This is a genomic window from Gemmatimonadota bacterium (assembly GCA_030747075.1).
In the GTDB taxonomy this organism is placed as follows: Bacteria; ARS69; ARS69; order ARS69; family ARS69; genus ARS69.
In genome coordinates this window covers 84,085-109,047 of sequence record JASLLL010000007.1, presented here as the reverse complement: position 1 = coordinate 109,047, position 24,963 = coordinate 84,085, and the positions used below count along the sequence as shown (strand labels likewise).

Genomic DNA, 24,963 nt, shown 5'->3' with positions numbered 1-24,963 from the left:
GCAGCAGCAGGTGCTTGAAGCGCTGCCCGCCAACTCCCGGGAGGCGCGCTTGTATGTCCGGCAGATCATGGAGAGCACTTACGAGGCCCGCATGGACAGCGTGGGCCGGATCACGGTTCCGTCTCAACTGCTGGAACTGGCCGGGCTTGAGAAGGGTGGAGAAGTGATGGTTCTGGGAGCGCTTTCGCGCTTCGAACTCTGGGATCCTGAACGGTATGAGACCCACATGGCCTCGGATGCTTCGTCGTTCGAGGACCGTGCGGAGAGGTTCCTGCTCTAGGGGAGAGGTGGCCGGTGGTGTCGTGGTGAGGTGTGAGGCGAGGGGACTGCCGGTTCCTGAGATGACGCGACGAATGAAGAGGGGGCCCATGGATTTCCGCCACGAACCGGTCCTTCTGGACCAAGCGGTGGACCTCTGGGCTGCGCCAAGCGCAAGACGCGTCGTTGACGGGACGGTGGGGCACGCCGGCCACTCCCTGGAGTTGCTTCGTAGAAGGCCGGACATCCACCTTCTTGCCGTGGACCGGGATCCCGCTGCCGTGGAGTTCGTCCGACGGCGGTTCTCCGGATTCGGGGATCGCGCGCAGGTCGTGCACGGATCGTATGCGGACCTTCCGCGCCTTGCTCACGAATGGGCCGGGGGACCGGTGGACGGACTCCTGCTGGATCTCGGGGTCAGCTCACCTCAGATCGACGACCCGGGACGGGGCTTCAGCACTCGGCGCGACGGGCCGCTCGATATGCGATTCGACCCGACCTCGGGGCACTCCGCCCGGGAGTTCTTGAGCGAACTGGACCCGGAGGCGCTCATTCGGATCCTCCGGCAGTTCGGAGAAGAGCCTCGGGCGCCGCGCGTGGCGCGGGCCATTCTGGAGGCGCGGGATCGGGACGCGATGGAGACCACGACCGACCTTCGTCGGGTCCTGGAGGGTGTTGCAGGGCGTCGGCCGGATGGGCGCTCCAAGTCGGCGGCGCGTGTCTTCCAGGCGTTGCGGATTGCGGTCAATGATGAACTGGGTCAACTCGACTGCCTGCTGGACGGTCTACAGAGCGTACTGGCACCGGGGGGGAGAGTCGCGGCCATCAGTTTTCACAGCCTGGAGGATCGCCGCGTGAAGCGGGCATTCCGGGACGCGGCCCGGGCCTGTGAGTGTCCGCCGGAGTCTCCGCTTTGCAGATGCGGAGGAGATCGAGCGTGGCTGCAGGTTCTGACGCGCCGGGCGGTGGTGGCGTCGAGTTCTGAACGGGAAAAGAACCCCCGTTCGCGAAGCGCGAAACTCCGGGCGGCCGAGCGCCTTCCGGATGCGGGAGAGAGCTGTTGAGTCCGAATACGAACAGCGCGGAGAGGGCGGGACAGGCCGCGGCCACATCGCGACGGCGGAGGAGAGATCGTCGGCGGGTTGTGGGGGGTGTCGTCGTACTGGTCGTCGGCGTCCCGCTCCTCTTCTCTTGTGTGTGGGAGCGCCTCCGGCTCTCCGAAGCTCTTCGTGAGCGTGACGGCCTCGTTTCACGACGGGAGTCCATGGAACGCACGCTCCTGCGTCTGGAGGGAGCGCGTTCGAGGTTGTCCACCTGGGAGAGGATTGCACCGCTGGCCGACCGGCGTCTGGGGCTTTCGGCTCCGGCGTGGGGAGACGTTGTCTGGATCTCCGTGAGCGGGGAGGCAGGCTGAGGGAGTGTCGCGGAAGGGGGCGGCGGTGGCTGGGAAGCGGAGAGCGGCAGGTCGGTTTGAGTCCCGCGTTGTTCTCGGATTGGTCCTGGCAGGCATTGTGGGCATGGTGGTCGTGGCTCGCCTTGTTCAGGTGCAGGTGATCCAGGCGCGCTCCCTGAAGGATGAAGCCAGAAGGCAACAGGAGCATCGCCAGCAACTGCCCGCGGCTCGTGGAGCCATCCTCGACCGCGAAGGCACCCCGCTTGCCATCACGCTGCCGGGCAATCTTCGTGAGCGAACGGAGCCTTCCCGCCTCTATCCCGAAGGGACCACCGGGGCCCATGTCGTGGGGTTCTGCATGGCGGATGGTCGCGGTGCCGAAGGCCTGGAAGAGCGCTTCGACGAGCTTGTGCGCGGTATCCCCGGCGAGCGAACAGTGGGCAGGGACGGAAGGGGTCTCAAGTTCTCCGCATCGTGGGGCACCGTCCAGGATCCGAAGGACGGCGCGACGCTGCACCTGACGCTCGATACCACCACCCAGTCTGTTCTGGAGAGAGAACTGCGTCGGACCGTTGAGAGGACCGGTGCCCGTTCCGCTTCGGGCCTGTTCATGGACCCGCGTACCGGAGACATCCTTGCGATGGGCTGCTGGCCCGGTTTCGACCCGGGTCGCTATGCTGCATCAGAGTGGGGTGCGCGCAGAAACCGCATCGTTACCGATCGGAACGAGCCGGGGTCCACCTTCAAGGTGGTGACGGTGGCGGCCGCGCTGGAAGAGGGCCTTGCGACTCCTTCGACGCTGCTGGAATCCTCGCTGGAAATGAGCCTTGCGGGAGGAAGCCCTCTTCACGACAAGGAGGACTATGGCTGGGTGACGGTCGAAGAGACAATCGCGCAGTCGATCAATACCGCAACGGCACGCCTGGCGCGACGGGTCGGCCGCAATCGCCTCTACGAGTATGCGCGGGCGTTCGGGTTCGGCTGCATCACGGGGATTGATCTTCCGGGCGAGGTCAGTGGCACGCTTCGCCGCCCGGCAGACTGGTCGGGTCGCTCCCTGGAGTCGATCGCCATCGGGCAGGAAGTCTCCGTCACCATGGTCCAGCTGGCTTGCGCATACTCCTCCATCGCGAATGGCGGGCTCCTCATGAAGCCCCGGATCGTTCGAGAGGTGCGGGCGCCGAATGGTTCGCTGGTGCGGTCTTTCCGCCCCCGCGCTGTACGCCGTGTGATTTCGCGATCCACTGCCGAGAGCCTCACCGCCATGCTGGCCGCCGTGGTCTGCGAAGGCACCGGGACAGAGGCCGCGATCCCCGGTCTTCGTGTCTGCGGGAAGACGGGAACGGCGCAGTATGTGGACCCGCGCACCGGTCGCTACGACCCGCGCCGCCACATTGCATCGTTCGTGGGATACCTCCCGGCGGAGCGGCCGACGCTTGTCGGCGCGATCATGGTGGAAGCGCCGCGCGGGGTGGGGTACGGCGGAAGCATTGCGGCCCCCTGTTTCCGGCGGGTGGTGGAGGGCAGCATTCTGGCTTTGCGGCAACCGGGCGAACTCGCAACGGTCCTCTCCAACCCGGAAGAGGAGAAGGCCGGATGATCTTCGCGGCGGCGATGAGTGAACGCCGAAGGCGAACGACGGGCCGTACCCTGAGCGACCTCGTGGGCGGTCTGGACGGGATGCGCGTTCTGCGCGGCGGCCACCTGCCGGTGAGACGAGTGCAGCTTGATTCCCGGAAGATCACACCGGGCGATGTCTTCGTGGCCTTGCGGGGACAGCACGCGGACGGGGTCGCCTACCTGGAAGATGCCAGAGAGCGCGGGGCATCCGCCGTGGTGGTTGCCAGCGGTGTGGCCGCTCCGGATCGCACCGACCTCGGATGGGTCGAGGCGGACGAACCGCGTCTCGCGGTGGCGATGCTTGCTGCAAGGGCGTGGGGGCATCCTGCGGATCGACTTCCCGTGATCGGCGTCACCGGGACGAACGGCAAGACCACCACGGTCTATCTGCTGCGGTCGATCGGGAGTGTGGCCGGTCGGAAGCCCGCGATGATCGGGACGCTCGGAACCAGCCTTCCCGCAGGTGTCTCCCCGCAGGCTCGGACCACTCCGGAGGCACCGGATCTTCAGGCGGCCCTGTCGGACGCGGTGGAACAGGGTGCGAGCATGGCGGCGCTGGAGGTCTCGTCCCATGCTCTGGACCTTCGTCGCGTTGACGGCATGTCCTTTGCGGGAGCGGCGTTTCTCAACCTCTCGCCGGAGCACCTGGACTGGCACGGAGACATGGACGCGTACGGGCGCTCCAAGGCGCGCCTGTTCCGCGAACTCCTGGCGCCCGGATCGGGCCCCGGTGGTCCGCGGGCAGTCATCAATGCGAACGACCCCTGGGCGGATCGTATCCGGGACGGGGTAGAAGAGGTCCTCCTCTTCTCGACGGGTGGTGGTGATGGGGATGTGACCGCCCACGGGGTCCGTTCGACCGGTTCGGGCAGTGCGTTTTGCCTCACCACTCCGGCGGGATCCGCGGACACCCGGATTGGGTTGCCGGGATTGCACAATATCGAAAACGCCCTGGCGGCGGCGGCGCTGGCCCATGGGATGGGGATCTCGCTGGCGGATACGGTGCGCGGCCTTGAGCAGGCGGAACTTCCTTCCGGGCGATTCGAGCGTGTTCACACCGGGCGCTTTGACGCTTTCGTGGACTATGCTCACACGCCGGATGGGCTTCGGCTTGCGCTGGAGGTGGCTCGCCGGATCGCGCGGGGGCGTGTTCTCGTGGTCCTGGGATGCGGCGGCGATCGTGATTCGTCCAAGCGTCCGGTCATGGGGGAACTGGCCTCGACGCTGGCGGATGTGGCCATCTTCACGGCGGACAACCCGCGAAACGAAGATCCCGACGAGATCATTGCGCAGATGATGGGGGAGGGGTGTCGCAGGGAGCGGGTGGAGGTGGTGCCGGATCGGGAGGAGGCGCTTCTGCGGGCGGTCACGCTCGCCGACGAGGGAGATGTCGTGCTGGCCGTCGGGAAAGGCCACGAGACGGTTCAGTCCGTCGCAGGCATCGACCACCCCTTCCCCGAACGGGAGATTCTGGCGGCGGCTGCCGCTTCCGTGGACAAGCCACAGTGACGCCGGAGGTCATGGTGGGGCGCTGGACTGCGGCGGAAGTCGCGCGGATCACGGGTGGGACGCTGGAAGGGGAAGGGGGCGTACGCGTGGGCGCCGTCACGACGGACAGCCGGGTGGCCCGGACGGGCGATGTGTTCTTCGCTCTCGATGGTGCCAGTTTCCGGGGCGAGGACTTCGTCCCGGGAGCCTTCGGGTCCGGCTGTTCCGTCGTGGTGGTGCGCTCCGGATGGTCGGGCGCGCTCCCGCGAGGCTCTGCGGTGATTCGCCATGCGGAGCCGTTGGACGCGCTCTCCATGCTGGCGGCCTCCGTGCGTGACGCATGGGATTGTCCGGTCATCGGGATTACGGGATCTGTCGGGAAGACCAGCGTGAAGGAGATGACGGCGCTGGTTCTTTCGGGGGTCGGCCGGGTGGAACGATCTCCCGGCAACTTCAACACGGTCGAAGGGCTGTCGCGCACCCTTCTCGAAATCGAGGGAACTCCGGACGCTGTCGTCCTGGAACTGGCCGCATCCCGCCCGGGGGAGATCGCTCGTCTGGCAGGGATCGCGCGCCCTACGGCGGCGGCGCTGACCAATGTCGCGCCCGCGCATCTGGACGGGTTCGGGTCGGTAGAGGGTGTCCTTGGCGAGAAACTCGCGCTGTTCGCGGCAGTGCCCGCCGAGGGCATCTGCGTGGTGGATGGCGACGATCTCCATCTGGCGGAGGCCGCGTCCCGCGCGAGCCGCCATGTCGTGCGAGTCGGGTTCGACCTGGGGAACGATCTTCGTGCGAAGAACCTCATTCCGGTGGGAACAGCGGGCACGCGTTTTCGTGTGTCGGGCGGTCACGAGGGTTCGCTGATGGTCCCCGGCCCCCATCAGGTGCGAAACGCGCTCTTTGCGCTTGCTCTGGGTGAAGCCCACGGGGTTCCCATTTCGCGAGGGCTGGAGGCGCTGGCCACATTCGAAGGGGTCCCGGGCCGGTTGTCGGTTCGCGAGGTGGGCGGGGCCTTGCTTGTAGACGACTCCTACAACTCAAACCCCCGGTCTGCCGTGGCCGCTCTCGACTGGTTCGCCGGACTGGAAACAGTCGGACGGAAGGCCGTCGTTCTCGGAGACATGCTGGAACTTGGCGGGGAGTCCGCCTCGCTGCACGCTGAACTCATGGAGCACCTGAAGAGTACGGGGCCCGACTTCGCGATCCTCGTGGGGGATGCGCTCCATGCGGCGCATGCCGAGGGCGGGAAGTCCACCCGTCCGGAGATTCTCGCCGCGTCGGATGCGGACTCGGCGGCTCGGACATTGGGCGAATGGGTCGGTCCGGGGGACGCCGTTCTGGTCAAGGGTTCACGCGGCATGGGGTTGGAGATCGTCGTGGACGAGCTGATCTCGCGTCGGTGCGGAGAAGATCATGCTGTATGAGCTTCTCTATCCGCTTCGCGACCAGCTCTTCGTCTTCAATGTGTTTCGGTACATTACCTTTCGGGCTGCCTATGCGGCGCTGACGGCGTTCACGCTATCGGTGGTGCTGGGGCCGTGGGTGATCGCGAAACTCCGCAACCGTGGAGTTCTCAAGCGCGTCCGGGACGAGGGCCCGACGGCGCATCAGACCAAGACCGGGACTCCGACCATGGGCGGTCTCCTGATTCTGGCCGCCATCGTACTTCCCACGGTTCTCTGGGCGGACATGAGATGCCCGCAGGTTCGCATTGCACTGTTTGCCACACTCTGGATGGGTGCCATCGGCTTCCTCGACGATTACCTGCAGGTCGTTCGCGGCCACCCTCGCGGGCTGGTCGGCCGTGCGAAGATTGCCGGGCAGGTTTCGCTGGGACTGATCGTGGGGGCGATTCTCGTGGCGTACCCGGAGGATCCGAATCTTGCGACACAGACCACGGTCCCTTTCCTCAAGGAGACGCTGATCGATCTGGGCTGGGCGTACATTCCGTTTGTGATTCTGGTCATCGCCGGGACATCCAATGCGGTGAATCTGACCGACGGCCTGGACGGACTGGCGATCGGCGTCATGGTCTTTGCGGCGCTGGCCTTCGCAGGCTTGTCCTATGTGTCCGGGCACGCAGGGTTCTCCGAATACCTGAAGATCCCGTATCTGCAGGGAAGCGGCGAACTGGCGGTCTTCTGTGCGTCCATGCTGGGCGCCGCGCTCGGCTTCCTCTGGTACAACGCGCACCCTGCGGAAGTCTTCATGGGGGACACAGGGTCACTCGCGCTGGGAGGGGCACTGGGAACCGTGGCCATCCTCCTCAAGATGGAGCTGATTCTGGCCATGGTGGGGGGTCTCTTCGTGCTCGAGGCGGTCTCCGTGATTCTCCAGGTGGCATCGTTCAAGATCCGCGGGAAGCGGATCTTCCGCATGGCCCCCATTCACCATCACTTTGAGTTGATGGGGTGGGCGGAGAACAAGGTCGTGGTTCGATTCTGGATCGTGGCGGGGCTTCTTGCGCTGCTGTCGCTGTCCACGCTGAAGTTGAGATGAAAGGGGAAGCGGGCATCGCGCGGACTCTGCTGAATGCAAGAGGGCCCTGCCTGGAGAACGCCGTGGTCGTGGTGCTCGGGTATGGCCGAAGCGGAAAGGCGGCGGCCGCTCTTCTCCAGCGGGCGGGCGCAAAGGTGCGCGTGACGGATCAGGGGTGCGCGGCGGAACTCGGTGTTTCGGGCGAAGGCATTCCCGGAGGCGACGGCTGGCTCGGCGGGGATTGTCCCGAAGTGCTCCGGGGGGCGGATCTCGTGATCGCAAGCCCGGGTGTCCCTCCCGGCAATCCCGTCTTAGACGAGGCTCGGGCAAACGGACTGCCGGTGCGCAGCGAACTCGAGCTGGGCTGGTGGTTTCTGGACGCGCCGATGATCGCGGTGACCGGCACGAACGGCAAGACCACCACCGTGGAACTGCTGGGTGCCATGGGACGGGCAGCCGGGCAACGAACCGCGGTGGCAGGGAATGTCGGTACGCCGCTCTCTTCGCTGGCCGGGGAAGAGTGGGACCTTGTCGTGGCGGAGGTGTCGAGCTTCCAGCTGGCCACCTGCGAGGAGTTTCGCCCGGATGTGGCGGTTCTCCTGAACCTCGGCGAAGACCACTTCGACTGGCACGGCAACAGCGAGCATTACACGGCGTCGAAGCGGCGACTCTTCGCAAACCAGAAGCCGCGCGATGTGGCCATTCTAAACGGCGACGATCCCGTGCTTGCGGACTGGGCCGCAACGCTCCCGGCGCAGACGCGCCTTTTCCGGCGGCATCCTTTCACGGGGCCGGGGGCATTCATCCGGGACGGTCGGATTACTCTGGTGGGTGCCGACGGGGCGACCGACCCGGTCTTCGCCCTTTCAGAGTGGCATCTTCCCGGCGGGCACAATCTGGAGAACCTCCTGGCGGCGTCTCTGGCAGCGCGGGTCATCGGGCTCTCCGCGGACGCCATCTCGGACGGCGCGCGGGAGTTTCGGGGGCTCCCGCATCGCATGGAGACCGTGGCGACCCTCGGAGGCGTCGAATGGGTGAACGACTCGAAGAGCACGAACCCGGGAAGCCTCGCCAAGGCGCTGGAGGCAGAGGTGCCGACCATTCTGATCGCCGGAGGGGTTGCCAAAGGCTGCGACTTCCGGAGCGTGAGAGAGTCGGTGGGAAAAGGCGCGCGCGCCGTCTTTCTGATCGGGGAAGACAGCTCGCTGCTGGAGGACGCATTCCGCGGAGCCACGGATCTGGTGCGCTCGGGGACGCTGGAGAAGGCCGTCGCGCAGGCGGCGGCCCTCGCACAACCGGGCGACCGAGTATTGCTGTCACCCGGATGCGCGAGCTTTGATCAGTTTGACCACTACGCTCATCGAGGCGAGACCTTCAGGGATCTTGTCCGGCAACTGACCGGCGGTTCAGGCCGCAAGGAGGAGACCTATGAAGGCTAGGGGCACCGGGGGGGATCCCGTGCTCTTCGGCACCGTGCTCGTGCTGCTTGCTATCGGAAGCACCGCAGTTTTCTCTTCGACCACGCCGGTTTCGCAGAGGTACTTCGGGAACAGCACCGCGATGTTCCTGCGTCACATGTCCATGGTGGGCCTCGGGTTGATTACGATGTTCCTCTTCTCGAGGATCGACTATCGCGTAACCCGCCGACTGGCCATGCCGATGATCGGAGCTTCCATCGTGCTGTTGGCGATGACGCTCGTACCCGACTTCCCGTGGGCCGTGACTCGCAAGGGTGCGACTCGCTGGATCGACCTTGGCTTCACAGCGGTGCAGCCAGCGGAACTGGCGAAGATGGCACTGGTTGTCTACATCGCCCACATTCTCTCCCAGGGTGAAGGCCGCATCCGGGACTATCGGCGCGGCTTCGCCCCGATCTGTACGGTCGCCGGGGTCTTTGTCGTGCTTCTCATGAAGCAACCGAACTATGGGAATGTTCTTGCGATCTCACTCCTGACCGGCGCGATGCTCTTCTTCGGTGGGGCTCGTCTTACGCATATGATGGCATCCGGCGCATGTGTTCTCCCGGTGGTGGCGATCCTCGGAGCGCAGCAGAGTCACATTGCCCGGCGTTTCAACACATTTCTCCAAGGGGGAGACCCGCAGAACGCCGGCTATCAGATCCATCAGTCGTTTGTTGCCCTGGGGTCGGGGGGGCTGATCGGAATGGGGCCGGGAGAGGGGCGACAGGCGGAGTTCTTCCTTCCGGACTCGCACACGGACTTCGTGTTTGCGATCCTCGGTGAGGAGTTCGGACTTGTGGGGACGGTTCTGGTTGTCGCGCTGTTCGCGATGTTTCTGTGGCGGGGGGTTCGCGTGGCCCATCGCGCACCGGATCTGTTCGGCAGGTTTCTGGCACTGGGGTTGACGATGATGGTCGCGCTCGTCGCGATGATGAATATCCTGGTGGTGTTGGGACTCGTTCCGACAGCGGGTATGCCGCTTCCCTTCATTAGCTATGGGGGATCGGCCATGGTCATGAATCTGGGCGCAGTGGGGATCCTGCTGTCGATCTCGGCGCGTACCGGAGGGCGCCGTCGACGCGTGGTGGCATGAGCGGATTCGGAGAGGGTTGATGAATGGCGGAGTTCTTATCGCCGCCTCCGGAACGGGCGGGCACATCTACCCGGGAATCGCGCTGGCCGAGGAACTGACCGCAAAGCAGCAGGGGGTTTCGGTCCGCTTTGCGGTCGCATCCGGGAAGCCGGGTGCGGAGTGGATTCGGCAAGCGGGCTTTGAACCGGACTTCGTGCGTATGCGCGGGCTGGCCCGGCGACCCGGGTGGTCGTGGCTGACGCTACCGTACTATCTGGTTGCGGGTTTCCTGGACACATGGCGATTGCTCAGAAGAGTTCGTCCGAAGGTCGTGGTAGGGACCGGGGGATATGTCTCCGGGCCTTTTGTCTTTCTGGCGTGGGTGATGCGAATCCCGGCGTTGGTGCTGGAGCAGAATCGCCTGCCAGGGGTTGCGACGCGCATCTCTTCGCTCTTCGCGACCGAGGTCCATGTCTCGGATGCCGTCGCGATGACGCGCCTGCCGCGCCGTTCTCGGGCACGAGTCACCGGAACGCCCGTTCGTCGGTCGGTGGAGGAAGGAGACGGGGAGCGGTTCCTGACGGAACTCGGGCTCTCCGCGAATGGCCGCGTGGTGCTGGTGCTGGGTGGAAGCCAGGGGGCGCGGGCCGTGGCGCACGCGGCTTTCGGCGTGGCGCGGGACGGGAAGACCTGCGAGGGCGTGAGCTGGATCATTCAGACGGGGGACCGGGGCTTCGGGCTGGACTCGACCGCGGCCGAACCTCTGCCGGAGAGCGTGCGTACGGTGCCCTTCATCGAAGCGATCGGAGACGCCTACGCGGCCGCGGATCTTGTGGTGGCGCGGGCCGGAGCGACCACGCTGGCGGAGCTGTCGGCGGCGGGAGTTCCTGCCGTGCTGGTACCTTTTCCATTTGCCGCGGGCGGCCACCAGATGGAGAATGCCCGAGAGCGGGAAGCGGCGGGGGCCGCGCGAGTCCTTCCGGAAGAAGACCTTACCACCGAGTCGCTGGGACGACTGGTGGAGCGTCTGCTGCGAGACGCTCCCACCCGCGAGGCCATGTCGAGGGCGTGCCGGGCGGAGAGCCGGTCTTCGGCCCGTTCGGTGCTGGCACTGGCGTGCCAGCGGTTTCTCGAGAAGCAGGGAGGTTGAGGGGTGGGGATGTTCCACAAGATTCGAAACATCCACTTCGTGGGGATTGGCGGCACCGGTATGTGCGGCATCGCCGAGGTGCTGGCCAATCTGGGATACGAGGTCTCCGGGTCCGATCTGGTCGAGGGTGATGTCACCCACCGCCTGAAGGAGCTGGGGTGCCGGGTGGAGATCGGGCACGCCGCCGCGCACCTCGGCGACGCGCAGGTTGTGGTGATTTCGTCCGCTGTCTCCGACACCAACGCCGAGGTTCAGGCAGCCCGGAGCGCGGGTGTCCCGGTGATCCCGCGGGCAGAGATGCTTGCAGAGCTCATGCGCATGAAGTTCGGTGTGGCGGTGGGTGGGTCTCACGGCAAGACAACCACGACATGGCTCACGGCGCTTGCTGTGGCACGAGGCGGGCTGGACCCGACCATCGTCGTGGGGGGGAGGCTTCGTGCGTGGAGCGTCCACGCCAGACTGGGGAGCGGTCGCGTGCTTGTGGCGGAGGCGGACGAGTCGGATGGTTCCTTCTTGCGTCTCAGCCCCGCACTGGCAGTGATTACGAACATCGATCGCGAGCACCTGGACTACTACGGATCGGAAGAACGCATTCGCGAGACCTTCCTGCGCTTTGCGAACAGCGTACCCTTCTATGGTGCGGCCATTCTCTGCGTGGATGATGAGCGAACGCGCGGCCTCCTGCCGGATCTGGAGAGGCGAGTCATCACTTACGGGTTTTCAGAAGACGCGACCGTGCGAGCCGCAGACAAACGCATGGAGGATGGGCGCTGCTCGTTCACCGTTTTTGAGAATGATTGCGAACTGGGCCGCGTGTCGCTGGCCATGCCGGGAGACCACAGCGTTCGGAACGCACTGGCGGCCATCTGTGTGGCTCGGGATCTCGGTGTGGACTTCGAGGAGATTCGAGAGGCGTTGGAGGAGTTCGGCGGGATTGCAAGACGGCTGGAGATTCGCTCCGACGCGGATGGCGTACTGGTGATCGACGACTATGCACACCATCCGACGGAGATCGCGGCCACGCTGTCGGCTGTGCGTGAGTGCTGGCCGGACCGCCGGGTTGTGGCCCTGTTTCAGCCGCATCGATACAGCCGCACGCGGGATCTGGCCGAAGAGTTTGGTCCTGCGCTGGCTCTGACGGATCGGCTTGTTGTCACTTCGATCTACGCCGCCGGAGAGGATCCGATCCCCGGGGTGGATGCAGAAATGATCGCCCGGGCCGCCCGAGAGGCCGGGGCGCCCGCAGTGGAGATCGCGGCGCAATGGGAGAAAGCGGTGGACCTTCTCCTGCCGGAGGTGCGCGCCGGAGACCTGGTCCTGACTCTCGGAGCAGGGGATGTCTGGAAGGCAGGTGATCTTCTCGCGGCGAAACTGGCCGCGAGTCCAGCGGGTCTCCCGGAGAGCCTTTGCGCACCGGCGCGGTGAAGCCGTGCCCGCTTGCGGATCAGTTGAGTGGTCTGCCGGATCTGATGGTGCGGACCGGCGTTCTGCTGAACCGCCTCACCACCCTTCGCATCGGTGGCCCGGCAGATATTCTCGTGACGCCGCAGACACTGGAAGGCCTGGCGACGCTCCGAGCCCACCTGACCGAAGCGGATGAGACCGTGCTGGTTCTGGGAAACGGCTCGAACCTCCTGGTCGCCGACGCCGGGTTCGAAGGCGTGGTGGTGCGCGTCTCCGGAACGCTGGGAGGAATGGCGCTGGTGGAACCGGGGGTTCTCGAGATTGGCGCGGGGAGCCCATGGGGGAGCATCTTGCGGGAGGCGGCCCGCGCAGGATGGGCCGGGCTGGAGTTCGGTGCGGGGATTCCGGGGACATGGGGTGGTGCGGTGGCCACGAACGCCGGAACGCGGGCGGGTCAGACTTCAGATGTTCTGATCTCGGTGACGGGCGTGGACCGGGAAGGCGCCGTTCGGACGCTCCCGGCGAGAGACCTCTCGATGGCGTATCGCGAGTGCCGCCTTCCAGACGGTTTCATCATTGCGTCAGGGCGCGTTGCGGTGGAAGAAGACGACCCGGAAAGGGTTGGCGCCGCCATCGAAGAACTCTGGGCGCGCCGACGCCGGGATCAGCCGGATCGCGCCCGCTCTGCGGGATGCATGTTCAAGAACCCGCCCGGAGAGTCCGCGGGGCGACTGATCGACCAGGCCGGGCTGAAGGGCGCCACCGAGGGAGGTGCCTGCGTCTCGCGAGAGCACGGAAACTTCCTGATCAACCGGAATGGGGAAGCCACCGCGTCGGATGTGCTTCGGCTGATTGAGCGCATCCGGGAACGAGTGGTGGCGGTTCACGGAGTCGAACTGGAGCTGGAAGTGAAACTCGTGGGGGTGACATGACCCGGGGAAGGTCCCGGCGGCGGCGAGGTCGCCGAAGCACGCGTGTCCCGAGGCCGGGGCGCCGGGCAGCGCTTTTCGCGGGGGGGCTTGTGGTGCTGGGGATTGCCAGCTGGGGCGTACAGGCCGGCTGGTATGCGCTGGCGGCCTGGCCACGACTGGCGGTTCGCGACATCCGCGTGGAAGGGGCGGAACGGGTTCCGGCAGGAGAAGTGCTGGCCACATCGGGCATCTCCATCGGGGACTCCTGGCTGGCGCTGGAAGGTTCGAAGGCCAGGGATCGGCTCCTCGCACACCCTCTGGTCCGGGAGGCCCGTGTGCTGCGTCCCTCCCCCCGGGTTGTGAAGCTGGAGGTGCGAGAGGCCCATGCCGTCGCGGGGCTCGTCTGGGACGGGTTACTCGTGGGCGTGTCGGCGGGCCTGCGAATCCTCCCGGCGGGAGAACCGGGGCCGACTCTCCCGAGAATCCGGGGCGTGGGATCACCGGAAACGGGGCTGGATGTCGACGGCCTTCGCCGGGCGGTAGAGCTGGCACAACTGCTTGAGGGAGCGGGCGCATTCGAAGCACGCTGTATCATCACGCTCATGCCGGGGGGGGAGCTCAAGCTGGAACTGCCGGGCGAGGGCTTCACAGCGGTGATCTGGGAGGCGGTACCACCGGGGGACGCGGTTCGCAATGTGTCGGCGTTTCTTCGCGAAAGGCTGGACTCCGAGGGGGGGAGACAGGGTACGCTGCGTGTGATCACAGGGGAGACGGCGGTCTGGCGGCCCGGACGGTCGGCTGGACGCTGACGGACATCCAAGGGCGGGAGCGGGAATGGCATCGAATGGAATCCTCGCGGGACTCGATCTGGGGAGTACCCGCACTGCAGCAGTGATTGCAGCACCCAACGACGACGGGCTCCTGGAGATCCAGGGGCTGGGCATGAGCCCCACCCGCGGCATCAAGAAGGGCGTCGTGATCAATCTGGAGCGGACGATCGACTCCATCGAAGCAGCCATGGAGATCGCGGAGACGCAGGCGGGGACTTCCGTGGAATCGGTCACCGTGGGGATCGCCGGAGATCACATCAAGAGCATCAACAGCCGCGGAGTCATCGCGGTCCGCAACCCGGACAACGAGATCTCGCGCGGCGATGTGGAGCGCGTCATCGAAGCCGCGCGTGCCATCGCGCTTCCGGGGGACCGGGAGATCATCCATGTGATGCCGCAGGAGTTCACGGTGGACGATCAGGGCGGGATTCACGATCCCGTGGGCATGACGGGTGTGCGTCTTGAGACGGAAGTTCACATCATCACGGGTGCTTCCACTCCCATTCAGAATCTCCTGAAGTGCGTGCGTCGAGCCGGGCTGGAAGTGGAACGCGTCGTCCTGGGGTCGGTTGCCGCGAGCACCGCCGTTCTCACTCAGGACGAAATGGAACTGGGAGCGGTCCTGGTGGATATCGGCGGGGGCACGACGGATGTGGCAGTCTTCGCGGATGGCGGACTGAAGCACACGGCGGTGGTCGGAGTCGGGGGGACGAATGTCACGAACGACATCGCCATCGGGCTCCGGACACCTCTTGCCGCAGCGGACGAGATCAAACGCGCGCACGCAACGCTTCGTCCCGAGGAAGGTCTGGAGGAAGAGATCACGGTACCCGGAGTCAACGGCCGACCGGAGCGAACCGTGAGCCGCAGCATCCTGAACCAGATTGTGCAGCCGCGAATGGAGGAGATCCTGGCGCTGTCCTACCGCGAAGTGAAGAAGACCGACTACTGGGACCTTCTCGCGGCAGGCCTTGTGCTCACCGGAGGAGGCAGTCAGCTCTCCGGAACGCTGGAAATGGCGGAGCGGATGTTCAACCTCCCCGCAAAGCAGGGGGCACCGTTCGGACTGGCGGAGTATCCCGAAGGCGTTGATTCACCCGATCTTGCCACGGCTGTCGGCCTTGTCCGGTATGCGCATCGTGAAGACGACGAGCAGGGCCGCCCGTCATTCGGGGGCGGGAAAGCGCTGGGGCGCCTGGCCGGGCAGATGAAGCGGTGGGTCGAGGACTTCTTCTAGTTCGGGTGGCGGGAGGGTTCTGCTGCGGCTTCGGCAGGGGGAGATTGGCTGCGTCGCTGGGCCGCGATCGATCCTCGACGGGGCCATGGCCCCGCCTCCGGTCGATCCCGGCCCGACTCCTTGCCACTCACTCCCCTGACGAACCCTCGCGACGAACCCTCCCGCCACCCGAACTAGTCGAGGTCTTGGGGGACGGGGACCTGGCTTCGGTGGAGGTCCCGGGGGAAGGGGACCTGGCCTTCTTGCCATTCACTCCCCGGACGAATCCTCCCGCCACCCGAAAGTAGAAATCCGGGCTAGGCAAAGACCCTGCCAGGTGGTATCCAATGGTTGTGTGGTTGGGAGGGCCGCTCGGCCCGGGTGAGTGTGGTGGGGGGGGAGTCCATGCCTTTCGAGTATGCCGAGGATGTGCAGCGCCTCGCGACGATCCGAGTGATCGGCGTCGGCGGAGCGGGCGGCAACGCCATCAACAGAATGCTGAAAGCCGGTCTGACCGGCTGCGACTTCATTGCGGCCAACACGGATCTGCAGGCTCTTGGCGCGTCTTCCGCGCCCGTGCGCCTCCAGCTCGGAGAGACAGTGACGCGGGGACTTGGATCCGGGGGAAACCCGGAGGTCGGGCGCCGCGCGGTGGAAGAGAGCCGGGATGCCGTCGCCGAGGCCCTGGAAGGTTCGGACATGGTGTTCGTCACCGCTGGAATGGGCGGGGGCACCGGAACGGGTGCCGCGCCGGTCATCGCGGAGATCGCCAAGGAAATGAACGCGCTGACGGTGGCTGTGGTCAGCAGGCCCTTCGAGTTCGAGGGCACCCCGCGCATCCGTCAAGCGCGGGAAGGGTTGCTTGCGCTCAAGGACCATGTGGACACGCTGATCGTCATCCCCAACCAGCGACTCCTCTCGATCGTTCAGGACGACACCCCTCTGTCCGAAGCGTTCCGCATGGCAGATGATGTCCTCATGCAGGCCACTCGCGGTATTTCGGACCTGATTGCCGTCCCCGGGCTTGTCAACCTGGACTTCGCGGATGTCAGGACGGTCATGTCGAAGATGGGTGACGCTCTCATGGGCACCGGAACCGCAGAGGGTGAGGCGCGTGCGGAAGCGGCGGCCCGCGTGGCCGTAACCAGTCCGCTCCTGGAAGAGGTCTCCATCTCAGGGGCTCGAGGCGTGCTGGTCAGCATCACCGGCGGGGAGGATCTCTCGCTGAGCGATGTGAGCAGCGCCACTTCCGTCATTCACGAAGCGGCCGGCGAGGATGCCAACCTGTTCTTCGGCGCGGTCATCGATCCCGATCGGGCCGGCGAGATCCAGGTCACGGTGATTGCGACCGGAATCGGTGCAGAGGGAGAGGAGGGGATGCGGGTCGACTCCGCCTCTTCGTCCATGGAACCTCGGGTCGTGCCGCTGGGCGGAGATCTTGATCGACCCGCCTTCAGACGAGCGGAGACCAGAGGAGAGCCGACAAAGCGCGTGATCCGCTCCTTTGTGGACGACGATCTGGAGACGCCCACATTCCTGCGAAAGCAGATGGACTGATCGCGGCGCCGGGGGAGGACCCGGTGATCCCGACGCAGAGGGGGACCCCCGTCCCCGAGGACTCCATTGTCCGGCTTCCCGGCGTCGGTCCTGTGAGGGCCGCCCGCCTGAAGCATCTGGGCATTGACACCGTTGCCGATCTCCTTCGCCATGTGCCGCGTTCCTTTGAGGATCGCGGGGGGCTTCGCTCGATTGCCTCAGCGCGAGCTCAGTCTGCGGGTTCGTGGGTCGTGGTGCGGGGCGTCATCTCGCGCAGCACCCTGCACCGACGCGGGCGCTCCACTCTTCGGATCCAGCTCAAAGACGACACCGGACGCATGGAAGCCATGTGGTTCCGCGCGGGCTATCTCTCGCGCGAACTCTCCAGCGGGGTTGCCGTGGCGCTGTCGGGAAGGCTCTCCGAGAAGGGAGCGCTGGTGCACCCCGAGTTTGCGCGGCTGAAGACGGTCGACGCAGAAGTGCCCATGCGCCTTCAGGGCACTCGCCCGGTCTATCCGCTCACGGAGGGTATCGGGCAGCGCCTTCTTCGGGAACTGGTCGGTCATGCGCTGCGCGACCCGATGCCGCCCGATCCTCTTCCCGAGGAAGTGCGAAGGCTGGCGAAGGTCGTCTCGCTCGCGGAGGCATTGCACGCCGTGCATCGCCCGCAGGATCTTGCGGATGCGGAGCGCGGTCGGGAGCGTCTCCTGTTCGACGAGTTTTTTCGGCTGGAGTGGAATCTGTGTCGTCGCAATCGAGCCCGAAGGATGCTTCCGGCCCCGAAGTCAGACGGGAGAGGCACCGGCGCGGCCGCGCTGGTTGGGGAGCTTCCGTTTCCCCTGTCCGAGTCGCAGCGCCAGGCGGTCGAGGAGATCACGGTCGACCTGGCTCGCACGCACCCCATGGAGCGGCTGCTTGCCGGGGAGGTCGGTTCCGGAAAGACGGTGGTCGCGCTGGCCGCGATCTGCGAAGCGGCCTCCAGAGGGTGGCAGTCGGCTCTTCTCGCGCCGACGGACCTTCTGGCGCGCCAGCACTTCCGCACGCTGGAGACGCTCAGCCCACGGGTGGCGAAGAGTTCCGTCCTTCTCACGGGGTCGCTCCCGGCCGGGGAAGCCCGGGTCGCGCGGGAACACCTGGCGACCGGGGAGGCCCGCCTTGCGGTGGGCACTCACGCGCTCCTGTCGGAGGCCACGCGATTCCAGAAGCTGGGGCTGGTCATTGTGGATGAACAGCATCGCTTCGGAGTCCGGCAACGCCAGACGCTTCAAAGCAAGGGGGACCGTCCGCACCTTCTCGTGATGTCCGCCACGCCGATCCCGCGCACGCTGGCGCTGCTTTCGTTTGGCGACTCGGATCTCTCCATGCTCCAGCCGCGCGCGGACGCATCAGGCGAAGTCACCACGCGCCTGGTTCCACGAAACAAGCGGCGCGCAGGCCTTCGCTGGGTGCATGACCGCATGGGGGAGGGTCAGCAGGCGTTCCTTGTCCGGCCTCGCATTGACGGCGAAGAGGAAGGCGCCGAAGGCCTCTTCCGTGAGATGGCTGAACTTGCGGGTGAGGAGTCCGTGGCACTGGTGCACGGTCGCGTTCCGGCGGGCAGGCGGGAGCAGATTCTGGAGCGATTCGCCGAGGGGCACTTGCGCGCACTGGTCGCCACCACCGTCATCGAGGTGGGGATTGATGTGCCGGGCGCGTCGATTCTCTGGGTGGAGGGGGCGGATCGCCTCGGGCTGGCCCAGCTTCATCAGTTGCGAGGACGCATCGCGCGACGCGGCCAGAAGGGGTACTGTTGGCTGGTCGAGTCGGAGAGCGCTCCGGCCGGTTCCCGCGAGCGCCTTGAGACGCTCGTGGAAGTGTCGGACGGGCTTCGCCTCGCGGAGATCGACCTTGCGATGCGCGGGCCCGGGGAACTCTTGGGGCTTCGACAGAGCGGTCACGAAGGTCTGTTCGCCGGGTTGGGCCCCGGTGCGGGGAAGCGGATCGCCTCTCTGGCGGAGCGTGCACGCGTGGCGGCGGAAGCCATGCTGGACGGCTTGCGGATTCCATCGGGGGAGGAGCGAACATGAAGCAATCATGGTGGCAGGTGGCTGGACTGGCTGCCGCGGCCGTCGTGCTCTTGGCGGCTTCGGGCGGGGCATCGGAGCAGCCCCTCGTCCATCTGCTCCGCTGGGACGACGCCATTACGCCGGTGACCGCGGATGTCGTGGCGAAGGCGTTGGACGAAGCGCACGCGGCCGGGGCGGAGGCGTTCGTGCTGGAGCTGGATACCCCGGGGGGGCTTCTGGACGCGACGCGGGATATCGTGACGGAGATTCTGCATTCGGAAGTGCCGGTCCTTGTGTGGGTGGGCCCGGCGGGAGCCCGCGCCGCCTCCGCGGGGGCGTTCATCACGCTGGCCGGCCATGTTGCGGCAATGGCCCCGGGAACGAATATCGGCGCGGCGTCCCCCGTGATGATGGGAGGTGGTGACTCACCGGACAGTACCATGGGCAGCAAGATCCAGAACGATGCGGCGGCGTTCATTCGGACGATTGCCCAACGCCGGGGGAGAAGCGTTGAGTGGGCGGAGTCCACGGTGCGGGAAGCCGTGTCCAGTACATCCGAGGAGGCGTTGGACGCGGGCGCGATCGATCTGATCGCCGACAGCGTGGAGGAACTCCTGGCGGAAGCGGACGGGTGCATCGTCGCGACCCCCTCCGGCGAAGTCACTCTTCTGCTGACTGACGCCCGGATTGCAAGGCAGGAGGTGGACCTTCGGTTCCGTATCCTGGCGCTGCTGGCCAATCCGAATGTCGCCTACTTCCTTCTGATCCTCGGGTTCTACGGTCTCTTCTTCGAACTTTCGAATCCGGGCGTCATCCTCCCCGGCGTGGTCGGGGCGGTCTTTCTGGTTCTTGCACTCTTCTCCATGCAGACGCTTCCCATCAGCGCTGCCGGATTGCTGCTGCTGCTGCTGGGGGGCGTGTTTCTGCTTCTGGAGGTCAAGGTGGCCAGCCATGGAATGCTGACGGTGGCCGGGCTTGCGTCCAGCGTGCTCGGCGGCCTCATGCTTTTCGATTCGCCGGAGCCTGCGCTTCGTGCTTCTCTTCGCGTGATCCTGCCCTTGACCCTCTTCATCGCGGGGCTCTTTGCGGTGGCGGTGTCGCTTTCCGTGCGTGCGATGCGCCGAAAGCCGGTCACCGGTCGCGAAGGCCTCGTGGGGCTTACGGGAACCGCCGCGACCCGGCTTGCGCCGAAGGGAAAAGTGTCGGTGCGCGGGGAGTTGTGGGATGCGCATGCGTCGGAAGTCATGGAACGGGGAACCGCTGTTCAGGTGGAGAGCGTCGAGGGTCTTCTCCTTCGAGTGCGGAGCACCGCTCCGGAGGGTGAGAATTCGCCGGTGTCCACGGACTTGAACCAAACCGGGAGGTGATCGTCATGGCACTGACAGGTCTGCCGATTCTGATTTTTATTGTCTTCCTGCTGTTCAACATGATCCGGATCCTCCGCGAGTACGAACGCGGCGTGGTGTTTCGACTGGGGCGTCTGGTAGGAGCGCGAGGCCCGGGGCTTATTCTGCTGGTGCCGTTCCTGGAGAAGATGGTTCGCGTGGGGCTTCGGACGGTGGCGTTTGATGTCCCGCCGCAGGATATCATCACGCGCGACAATGTCTCCGTCACGGTGAATGCGGTCATTTACTTCCGTGTCGTGGATCCCAAAAAGGCGATCGTGGAGGTGGAGGACTACATGTACGCCACTTCTCAGCTGGCACAGACCACCCTTCGGTCGGTTCTGGGGCAGTCGGAGCTGGACCATCTCCTGTCGAGTCGGGAAGACATCAACATGGAGCTCCAGAGCATTCTGGATCGCCAGACCGATCCGTGGGGAATCAAGGTGGGGATGGTGGAGATCAAGCATGTGGACCTTCCTCATGAGATGCAGCGGGCGATGGCTCGTCAGGCAGAGGCGGAACGGGAACGCCGCGCGAAGATCATCACTGCCGAAGGAGAGTTCCAGGCTGCGCACAAGCTCGCGGAAGCGGCAGCCGTCATCGGGAAGGAACCGGCGGCCATCCAGCTTCGATTCCTTGGCACGCTGGCGGAGGTGGCGACGGAAAACAACTCCACGATCGTCTTCCCGGTCCCGCTGGAACTGATGAAGGCGTTCGTCGACAAGGGATCGGACGGAAGCGCAGAGTCCGGAGCCTGACGGGACACCCCGGGTGGAGCCGGGCTACTCGTCCTGGCCGGTGACACCTTCCAGTGCGGAGGTGGCGGCCTCTTCGGCGGCGAGGATCTCGGCTTCGCCGCCCGCCAGCCACATACGCCCGAATCTTCCGACAGACGCGACATGTACAATGCTGATGTCTGCGCCCTTCTCCGCTTCATTCGCCGCCAGGTTGACATAGGCGGCCGGTGCGACTTCCAGCACGAGAAGCGTCTGCCCGGAGAGGATCATGCTGCCGCGGCGAAATCGGTTCAGAAGCTGCGCCTGATACGGATCCACATTGGTGATCACCTGTTTGGATGCGATCACCGGGCGAACGCGGTCCTCGACCGACAGCCCCAGCCGGGCAAGCACGACTTCACCGGCTTCCAGCACCGCCGCCTGCGAGAAGGAATGAACCTCGAACATCCCGAACTCCCGCTCGACGATCTGTGCGCCCGGTCTGACATCGGTCGCCTTAAGAGCAATGTCGACGACCCGAAACACTTCGTTTCCCGGGGCCATCTCGACATAAAGAGAGGCCATCCCCTCCACCGGCAGGTCGCCTTGCGTAATGCTCCCGAGGAACGAGGCGTACTGCGTCTGCATCCGATCGAGAAAGCAGTATGCGCGGAGCTGGAAGGCGTCGTGGGACAATGGAAGGTCTCCTTTGCGTCAGGACCCGGTAAACTCGGGGCGCTTGCGTGCGAGGACACTGGACAACCCGATGTAGGCGTCCTGCGTACGGAAGATCTCGTCGAGATGCGAAAGCTCCATCTCCAGCCCGTCTGCAAGAGGAAGGGCTGCCCCCTCGCGAACGAGTCTGTCGGCGATTCGCGTGGCGACGGGGGCCTTGTGCTTCACGCGCCCCGCTTCACGAGCAGCAGCCTCGGCGCCCTCGGGCAGTTCCCCGGCCAGGAGGGCTTCCACATCCGCCTCTGCGAAGAGGCCTGCGATCTCCTTCAGGAGGCCTTCCGGCGTGTGCGAAGCTCCCGAGTGCGGCGATCCGCTCGTGTGGAGTTCCTGAATCCGGGCGGACATCTTCTCGATGGGGACGAGCTCGTCGACGAGTCCCATCGCAAGCGCGGTGCGGGCGTCTACCGGTGTCCCCGTCAGAACCATCCAGCGGGCCAGCGGGACGCCGATTCGGCGCGTGGTTCGCTGCGTTCCACCAAGCCCCGGGTAGATGCCGATCCCGGTCTCCGGGAATCCGAGGCTTCCGCGGTCGGAGGCGAGGATGACATCGGCGCACAGCGCCAGTTCCGACCCGCCGCCAAGCGACAAGCCGTCGAGGCGGCAGATCACGAGCTTTTCGGACTCGTCGATCCGGCGGAACAGTGCCTGCCCGCTTTTCGTGAACGCGTGGATAGAGTCGTGGTCCTTTGCGTCGATGCGGTCCACGAAGAACTTGATGTCCGCGCCCGCGACAAACGCCTTTCCCGCCCCGCGAATCACAATGGTGGAGACATCGGTGCGGGTATCCGCCTCGGTGAAGGCGGTGTCCAGCTGGGCCACGACCTCCTCGTTCAGTGCGTTCAGTGCATCGGGCCGGTTCAGCGTGATCTCTGCGATTCCGTCGCCGACATCCAGCTGCACAAGCCGGAAGCGGAAAGGCTCCGCCGATGCGCGTCGTTCGGACAGGAGAAGAGGGCTTTCCAGCGTGTCCCAGCGGTCGGCGAGTTCGTCCGCCATGCGGGCGGCCTCGTCGGTACCGAACCGGTTCGCCAGCTCGAACGGACCCTTCGCCCACCGAAGTCCGACCCGGGCGCCGATGTCGGCGTCTTCCACGGAACAGACGCCTTCGTCCACCAGTGCAGCGGCAATCAGGAAAGTGACGCCCAGAAGGCGGTCGCGGATCGTGTCGAATCGGGTTTCGTCCGCGTCTCCCTGGAAGTCCCAGAGCTCTCCGGTGGCCGCCTGCCGCACCAGCGCGTCGGCGGGGGCGTAGAACGGGCCGAGACGGTCGCCCAGTGTCGTGGCGGCGTGCATGCCAATGGGGATGCCGGTGACATTCATCAGCTGGAACGGACCCATGCCGATGGCGAAGGCCTTCATGGCCGCCGCTTCAATGGTGGGGATGTCCGCGACGCCTTCATCAAGAAGGCGCACGGCTTCATTGATCCACGGAACGAAGTACCGATTGACCACGAACCCCGGCGAGTCGCCGGAGTGGATGGGCGTCTTTCCGGTGGCTTCGCAGAAGGTCCAGGCGTAGTCGCGCGTGGCCGGGGAAGTGTCTTTGCCGGGGACGACTTCGACGAGGCGGTTCTTGGCGGGGTGGAAGAAGTAGTGGAGGCCGACGACGCGGTCCGCGCGGTTCGTAGCCGACGCCACATCTTCCACGAGAAAGCTGGAGGTGTTGGTGGCGAACATCGTGTTCGCGGGAAGCAGTGTGTCGAGTGTGGCAAACAGCTCTCGCTTGACATTCAGATCCTCAAATACCGCTTCAATCACGAGCTCCGTGTCGGCCAGGTCTTCCATGCGCCCGGCGGGCGTGACTCGGGACACGATCTCCGCGGCCTGCTCCTCGCGGAAGATCCTGCGTTCCACGGCCTGCGCGAGAAGCTGTCGGATCTGCTCGACCCCGGCACGGGCAAGGTCGATGGAGCGGTCGACCAACACGACCTGAAAGCCCTCGGTTGCGATCTTCTGGGCAATTCCACTGCCCATGGTTCCTGCGCCGACGACGCCGATCTTGCGTGTACTCATTGGATTCGCCCCCGCGTGAGGTTTGCCGGACGCCGCTGTCGGTCCGGACGGAGAACGAGTCTTGCGCAAGGACGGGTTCGTGTCCAGCACTCCGAAGAGCGGCGTCAGGAGGCGATGGCGAAACTCGGTGGCCTGGAGAGCTGTTCCAGATAAAGCGATTCCAGTTCGAGAGCGATCCGCGCCCAGCTCATGCGGGCGGCCTTGGTGCGTCCATGCTGCGCCATGCTGCGCGCGCGCTCGGGATTTTGCAGTACAGCGATCGCCGCTTGCGCGAGATCGTCGGAGTCCGACGGCCGAAAGAGAAGAGCTTCACGCCCGTGGTCCAGCGTCTCAGCGTACCCTTCGATCCGGCTGGCGACGATAGGCACCCCGGACGCCATCGCTTCCAGATGAACAATGCCGAAGCTCTCGTTTCGCGTGGCCGGTGCCACGAAGAGATCGGCCGCGGCATACGCGCGAGGGATCTGGGTCGTCGAGAGCTCTCCCAGGAAGCGAACCTCGCAGGGGAGGCGCGTGGCGCGAGACCTGTACCATGCTCCCAGCGGGCCATCTCCCACGATGAGCACACGAAGCCCGGGAATCTCGCGAGCGATCCGGGGAAGCGCTCTCAAGAGGACGGGGACGCCCTTCCTCGGATAGAAACGCCCGACCAACAGAATGGTGGGTGGGCCTTGCGTGATCCCCTCAATGGGTGGCAGCCCCGGGCGGAATCGGGTCGGGTCCACGCCGTTGGGAACGATGCGGTACTCCCCCGGAAAGTAGTGCCTGGCGAAGCGCCGGGCGGACTGCGAGACGGCGATTCGCGCATTGAGTCGAGTGGCAAACGAGTTCAGCCACGGGCGAAAGGCGCGGTATCCGGCACTCGCCGGTGCGCTGGCATGGAAGGTGCCCACGACCGGTACCCCGGCGGGTGCTTCCCGGATGGCGACGAGAGGGAGCGTTGGGGAAAGAGGCGTGTGGACATGGATCACATCGAAGGAGTGGTCGCGGTAGATGCGTGCCACCTGCGGACGAAGCCTCGGGTCGGCGTTCATGTTGGAGAAGGCGCCAAGATGCGGAACCAGAACATTGCGCCCGACACGATGGACCCCGGGCGTGCTGTGTTCATGACCGCGAAAACGCGAGGTGATGATATCCACCTCGTGTCCGCGCTCCCGCAGTTCCAACGCCGTATGGTGGACATTCTCCGTGATGCCGCCATTTTGCGGATAGTACGGCTGGGCGACGATGGCGATCCTCATGGGGTTCTCCAG

General features: G+C 65.6%; 21 protein-coding genes. 18 read left to right on the top strand and 3 right to left on the bottom strand.

Annotated features, from left to right (window positions below):
* The 18 genes from QF819_04145 to QF819_04060 all read left to right on the top strand — a co-directional run.
* On the top strand, positions 1-280 hold a 280-nt coding region (locus tag QF819_04145), incomplete at its 5' end, for a hypothetical protein (protein MDP6802354.1).
* A 73-nt stretch (positions 281-353) separates the two neighbouring features.
* Positions 354-1,322 carry a 16S rRNA (cytosine(1402)-N(4))-methyltransferase RsmH gene (gene rsmH / locus QF819_04140; protein MDP6802353.1) on the top strand — a complete coding sequence of 323 codons (969 nt, stop codon included), beginning with the start codon at positions 354-356 and terminating at the stop codon, positions 1,320-1,322.
* Entirely contained in the window at positions 1,319-1,672 is a 354-nt protein-coding gene (locus tag QF819_04135; GenBank protein MDP6802352.1) for a hypothetical protein, read from the top strand. Before rsmH ends, QF819_04135 begins: the two co-directional genes overlap by 4 nt.
* 4 nt (positions 1,673-1,676) lie before the next feature.
* Positions 1,677-3,251, top strand: coding sequence for a penicillin-binding protein 2 (locus tag QF819_04130; GenBank protein MDP6802351.1), 1,575 nt, complete (start codon positions 1,677-1,679; stop codon positions 3,249-3,251).
* On the top strand, positions 3,248-4,780 hold the full coding sequence (locus QF819_04125) for a UDP-N-acetylmuramoyl-L-alanyl-D-glutamate--2,6-diaminopimelate ligase (GenBank protein ID MDP6802350.1): 1,533 nt from the start codon (positions 3,248-3,250) through the stop codon (positions 4,778-4,780). Before QF819_04130 ends, QF819_04125 begins: the two co-directional genes overlap by 4 nt.
* Positions 4,777-6,183: a UDP-N-acetylmuramoyl-tripeptide--D-alanyl-D-alanine ligase gene (gene murF / locus QF819_04120; GenBank protein MDP6802349.1), complete on the top strand. Its 1,407-nt coding sequence runs from the start codon at positions 4,777-4,779 to the stop codon at positions 6,181-6,183. The genes QF819_04125 and murF overlap by 4 nt, the downstream gene beginning before the upstream one ends.
* Entirely contained in the window at positions 6,173-7,258 is a 1,086-nt protein-coding gene (gene mraY / locus QF819_04115) for a phospho-N-acetylmuramoyl-pentapeptide-transferase (GenBank protein MDP6802348.1), read from the top strand. The genes murF and mraY overlap by 11 nt, the downstream gene beginning before the upstream one ends.
* Positions 7,255-8,676 carry a UDP-N-acetylmuramoyl-L-alanine--D-glutamate ligase gene (gene murD / locus QF819_04110; GenBank protein MDP6802347.1) on the top strand — a complete coding sequence of 474 codons (1,422 nt, stop codon included), beginning with the start codon at positions 7,255-7,257 and terminating at the stop codon, positions 8,674-8,676. The genes mraY and murD overlap by 4 nt, the downstream gene beginning before the upstream one ends.
* Positions 8,666-9,790: a putative lipid II flippase FtsW gene (gene ftsW, locus QF819_04105; GenBank protein MDP6802346.1), complete on the top strand. Its 1,125-nt coding sequence runs from the start codon at positions 8,666-8,668 to the stop codon at positions 9,788-9,790. Before murD ends, ftsW begins: the two co-directional genes overlap by 11 nt.
* Before the next feature lie 19 nt (positions 9,791-9,809).
* Complete coding sequence (locus tag QF819_04100) at positions 9,810-10,919, top strand: UDP-N-acetylglucosamine--N-acetylmuramyl-(pentapeptide) pyrophosphoryl-undecaprenol N-acetylglucosamine transferase (GenBank protein MDP6802345.1); 1,110 nt, start codon at positions 9,810-9,812, stop codon at positions 10,917-10,919.
* A 9-nt stretch (positions 10,920-10,928) separates the two neighbouring features.
* Complete coding sequence (gene murC / locus QF819_04095) at positions 10,929-12,344, top strand: UDP-N-acetylmuramate--L-alanine ligase (protein MDP6802344.1); 1,416 nt, start codon at positions 10,929-10,931, stop codon at positions 12,342-12,344.
* Complete coding sequence (gene murB / locus QF819_04090) at positions 12,326-13,255, top strand: UDP-N-acetylmuramate dehydrogenase (protein MDP6802343.1); 930 nt, start codon at positions 12,326-12,328, stop codon at positions 13,253-13,255. Before murC ends, murB begins: the two co-directional genes overlap by 19 nt.
* Complete coding sequence (locus QF819_04085) at positions 13,252-14,043, top strand: FtsQ-type POTRA domain-containing protein (protein ID MDP6802342.1); 792 nt, start codon at positions 13,252-13,254, stop codon at positions 14,041-14,043. Before murB ends, QF819_04085 begins: the two co-directional genes overlap by 4 nt.
* A 25-nt stretch (positions 14,044-14,068) precedes the next feature.
* Positions 14,069-15,301 (top strand): cell division protein FtsA, encoded by a 1,233-nt coding sequence (gene ftsA / locus QF819_04080; GenBank protein ID MDP6802341.1) that lies wholly within the window; start codon positions 14,069-14,071, stop codon positions 15,299-15,301.
* A 384-nt stretch (positions 15,302-15,685) separates the two neighbouring features.
* Positions 15,686-16,837 (top strand): cell division protein FtsZ, encoded by a 1,152-nt coding sequence (gene ftsZ / locus QF819_04075; GenBank protein MDP6802340.1) that lies wholly within the window; start codon positions 15,686-15,688, stop codon positions 16,835-16,837.
* A gap of 23 nt (positions 16,838-16,860) precedes the next feature.
* Entirely contained in the window at positions 16,861-18,882 is a 2,022-nt protein-coding gene (locus QF819_04070; GenBank protein MDP6802339.1) for an ATP-dependent DNA helicase RecG, read from the top strand.
* The gene (locus tag QF819_04065) at positions 18,879-20,228 is read left to right on the top strand and encodes a nodulation protein NfeD (protein ID MDP6802338.1); all 1,350 of its coding nucleotides are present in this window, start codon (positions 18,879-18,881) and stop codon (positions 20,226-20,228) included. The genes QF819_04070 and QF819_04065 overlap by 4 nt, the downstream gene beginning before the upstream one ends.
* A gap of 5 nt (positions 20,229-20,233) precedes the next feature.
* Entirely contained in the window at positions 20,234-21,004 is a 771-nt protein-coding gene (locus QF819_04060) for a slipin family protein (GenBank protein MDP6802337.1), read from the top strand.
* 24 nt (positions 21,005-21,028) lie between these two features.
* On the opposite strand, the gene QF819_04055 is transcribed toward QF819_04060, so the two are convergent.
* The 3 genes from QF819_04055 to QF819_04045 all read right to left on the bottom strand — a co-directional run bounded on the left by QF819_04055 (position 21,029) and on the right by QF819_04045 (position 24,951).
* Positions 21,029-21,658, bottom strand: coding sequence for a hypothetical protein (locus QF819_04055; GenBank protein ID MDP6802336.1), 630 nt, complete (start codon positions 21,656-21,658; stop codon positions 21,029-21,031).
* A gap of 18 nt (positions 21,659-21,676) precedes the next feature.
* Positions 21,677-23,710, bottom strand: coding sequence for a 3-hydroxyacyl-CoA dehydrogenase NAD-binding domain-containing protein (locus QF819_04050; GenBank protein ID MDP6802335.1), 2,034 nt, complete (start codon positions 23,708-23,710; stop codon positions 21,677-21,679).
* Between the two features lie 104 nt (positions 23,711-23,814).
* Positions 23,815-24,951 carry a glycosyltransferase family 4 protein gene (locus QF819_04045; protein MDP6802334.1) on the bottom strand — a complete coding sequence of 379 codons (1,137 nt, stop codon included), beginning with the start codon at positions 24,949-24,951 and terminating at the stop codon, positions 23,815-23,817.
* Positions 24,952-24,963: the final 12 nt, after the last annotated feature.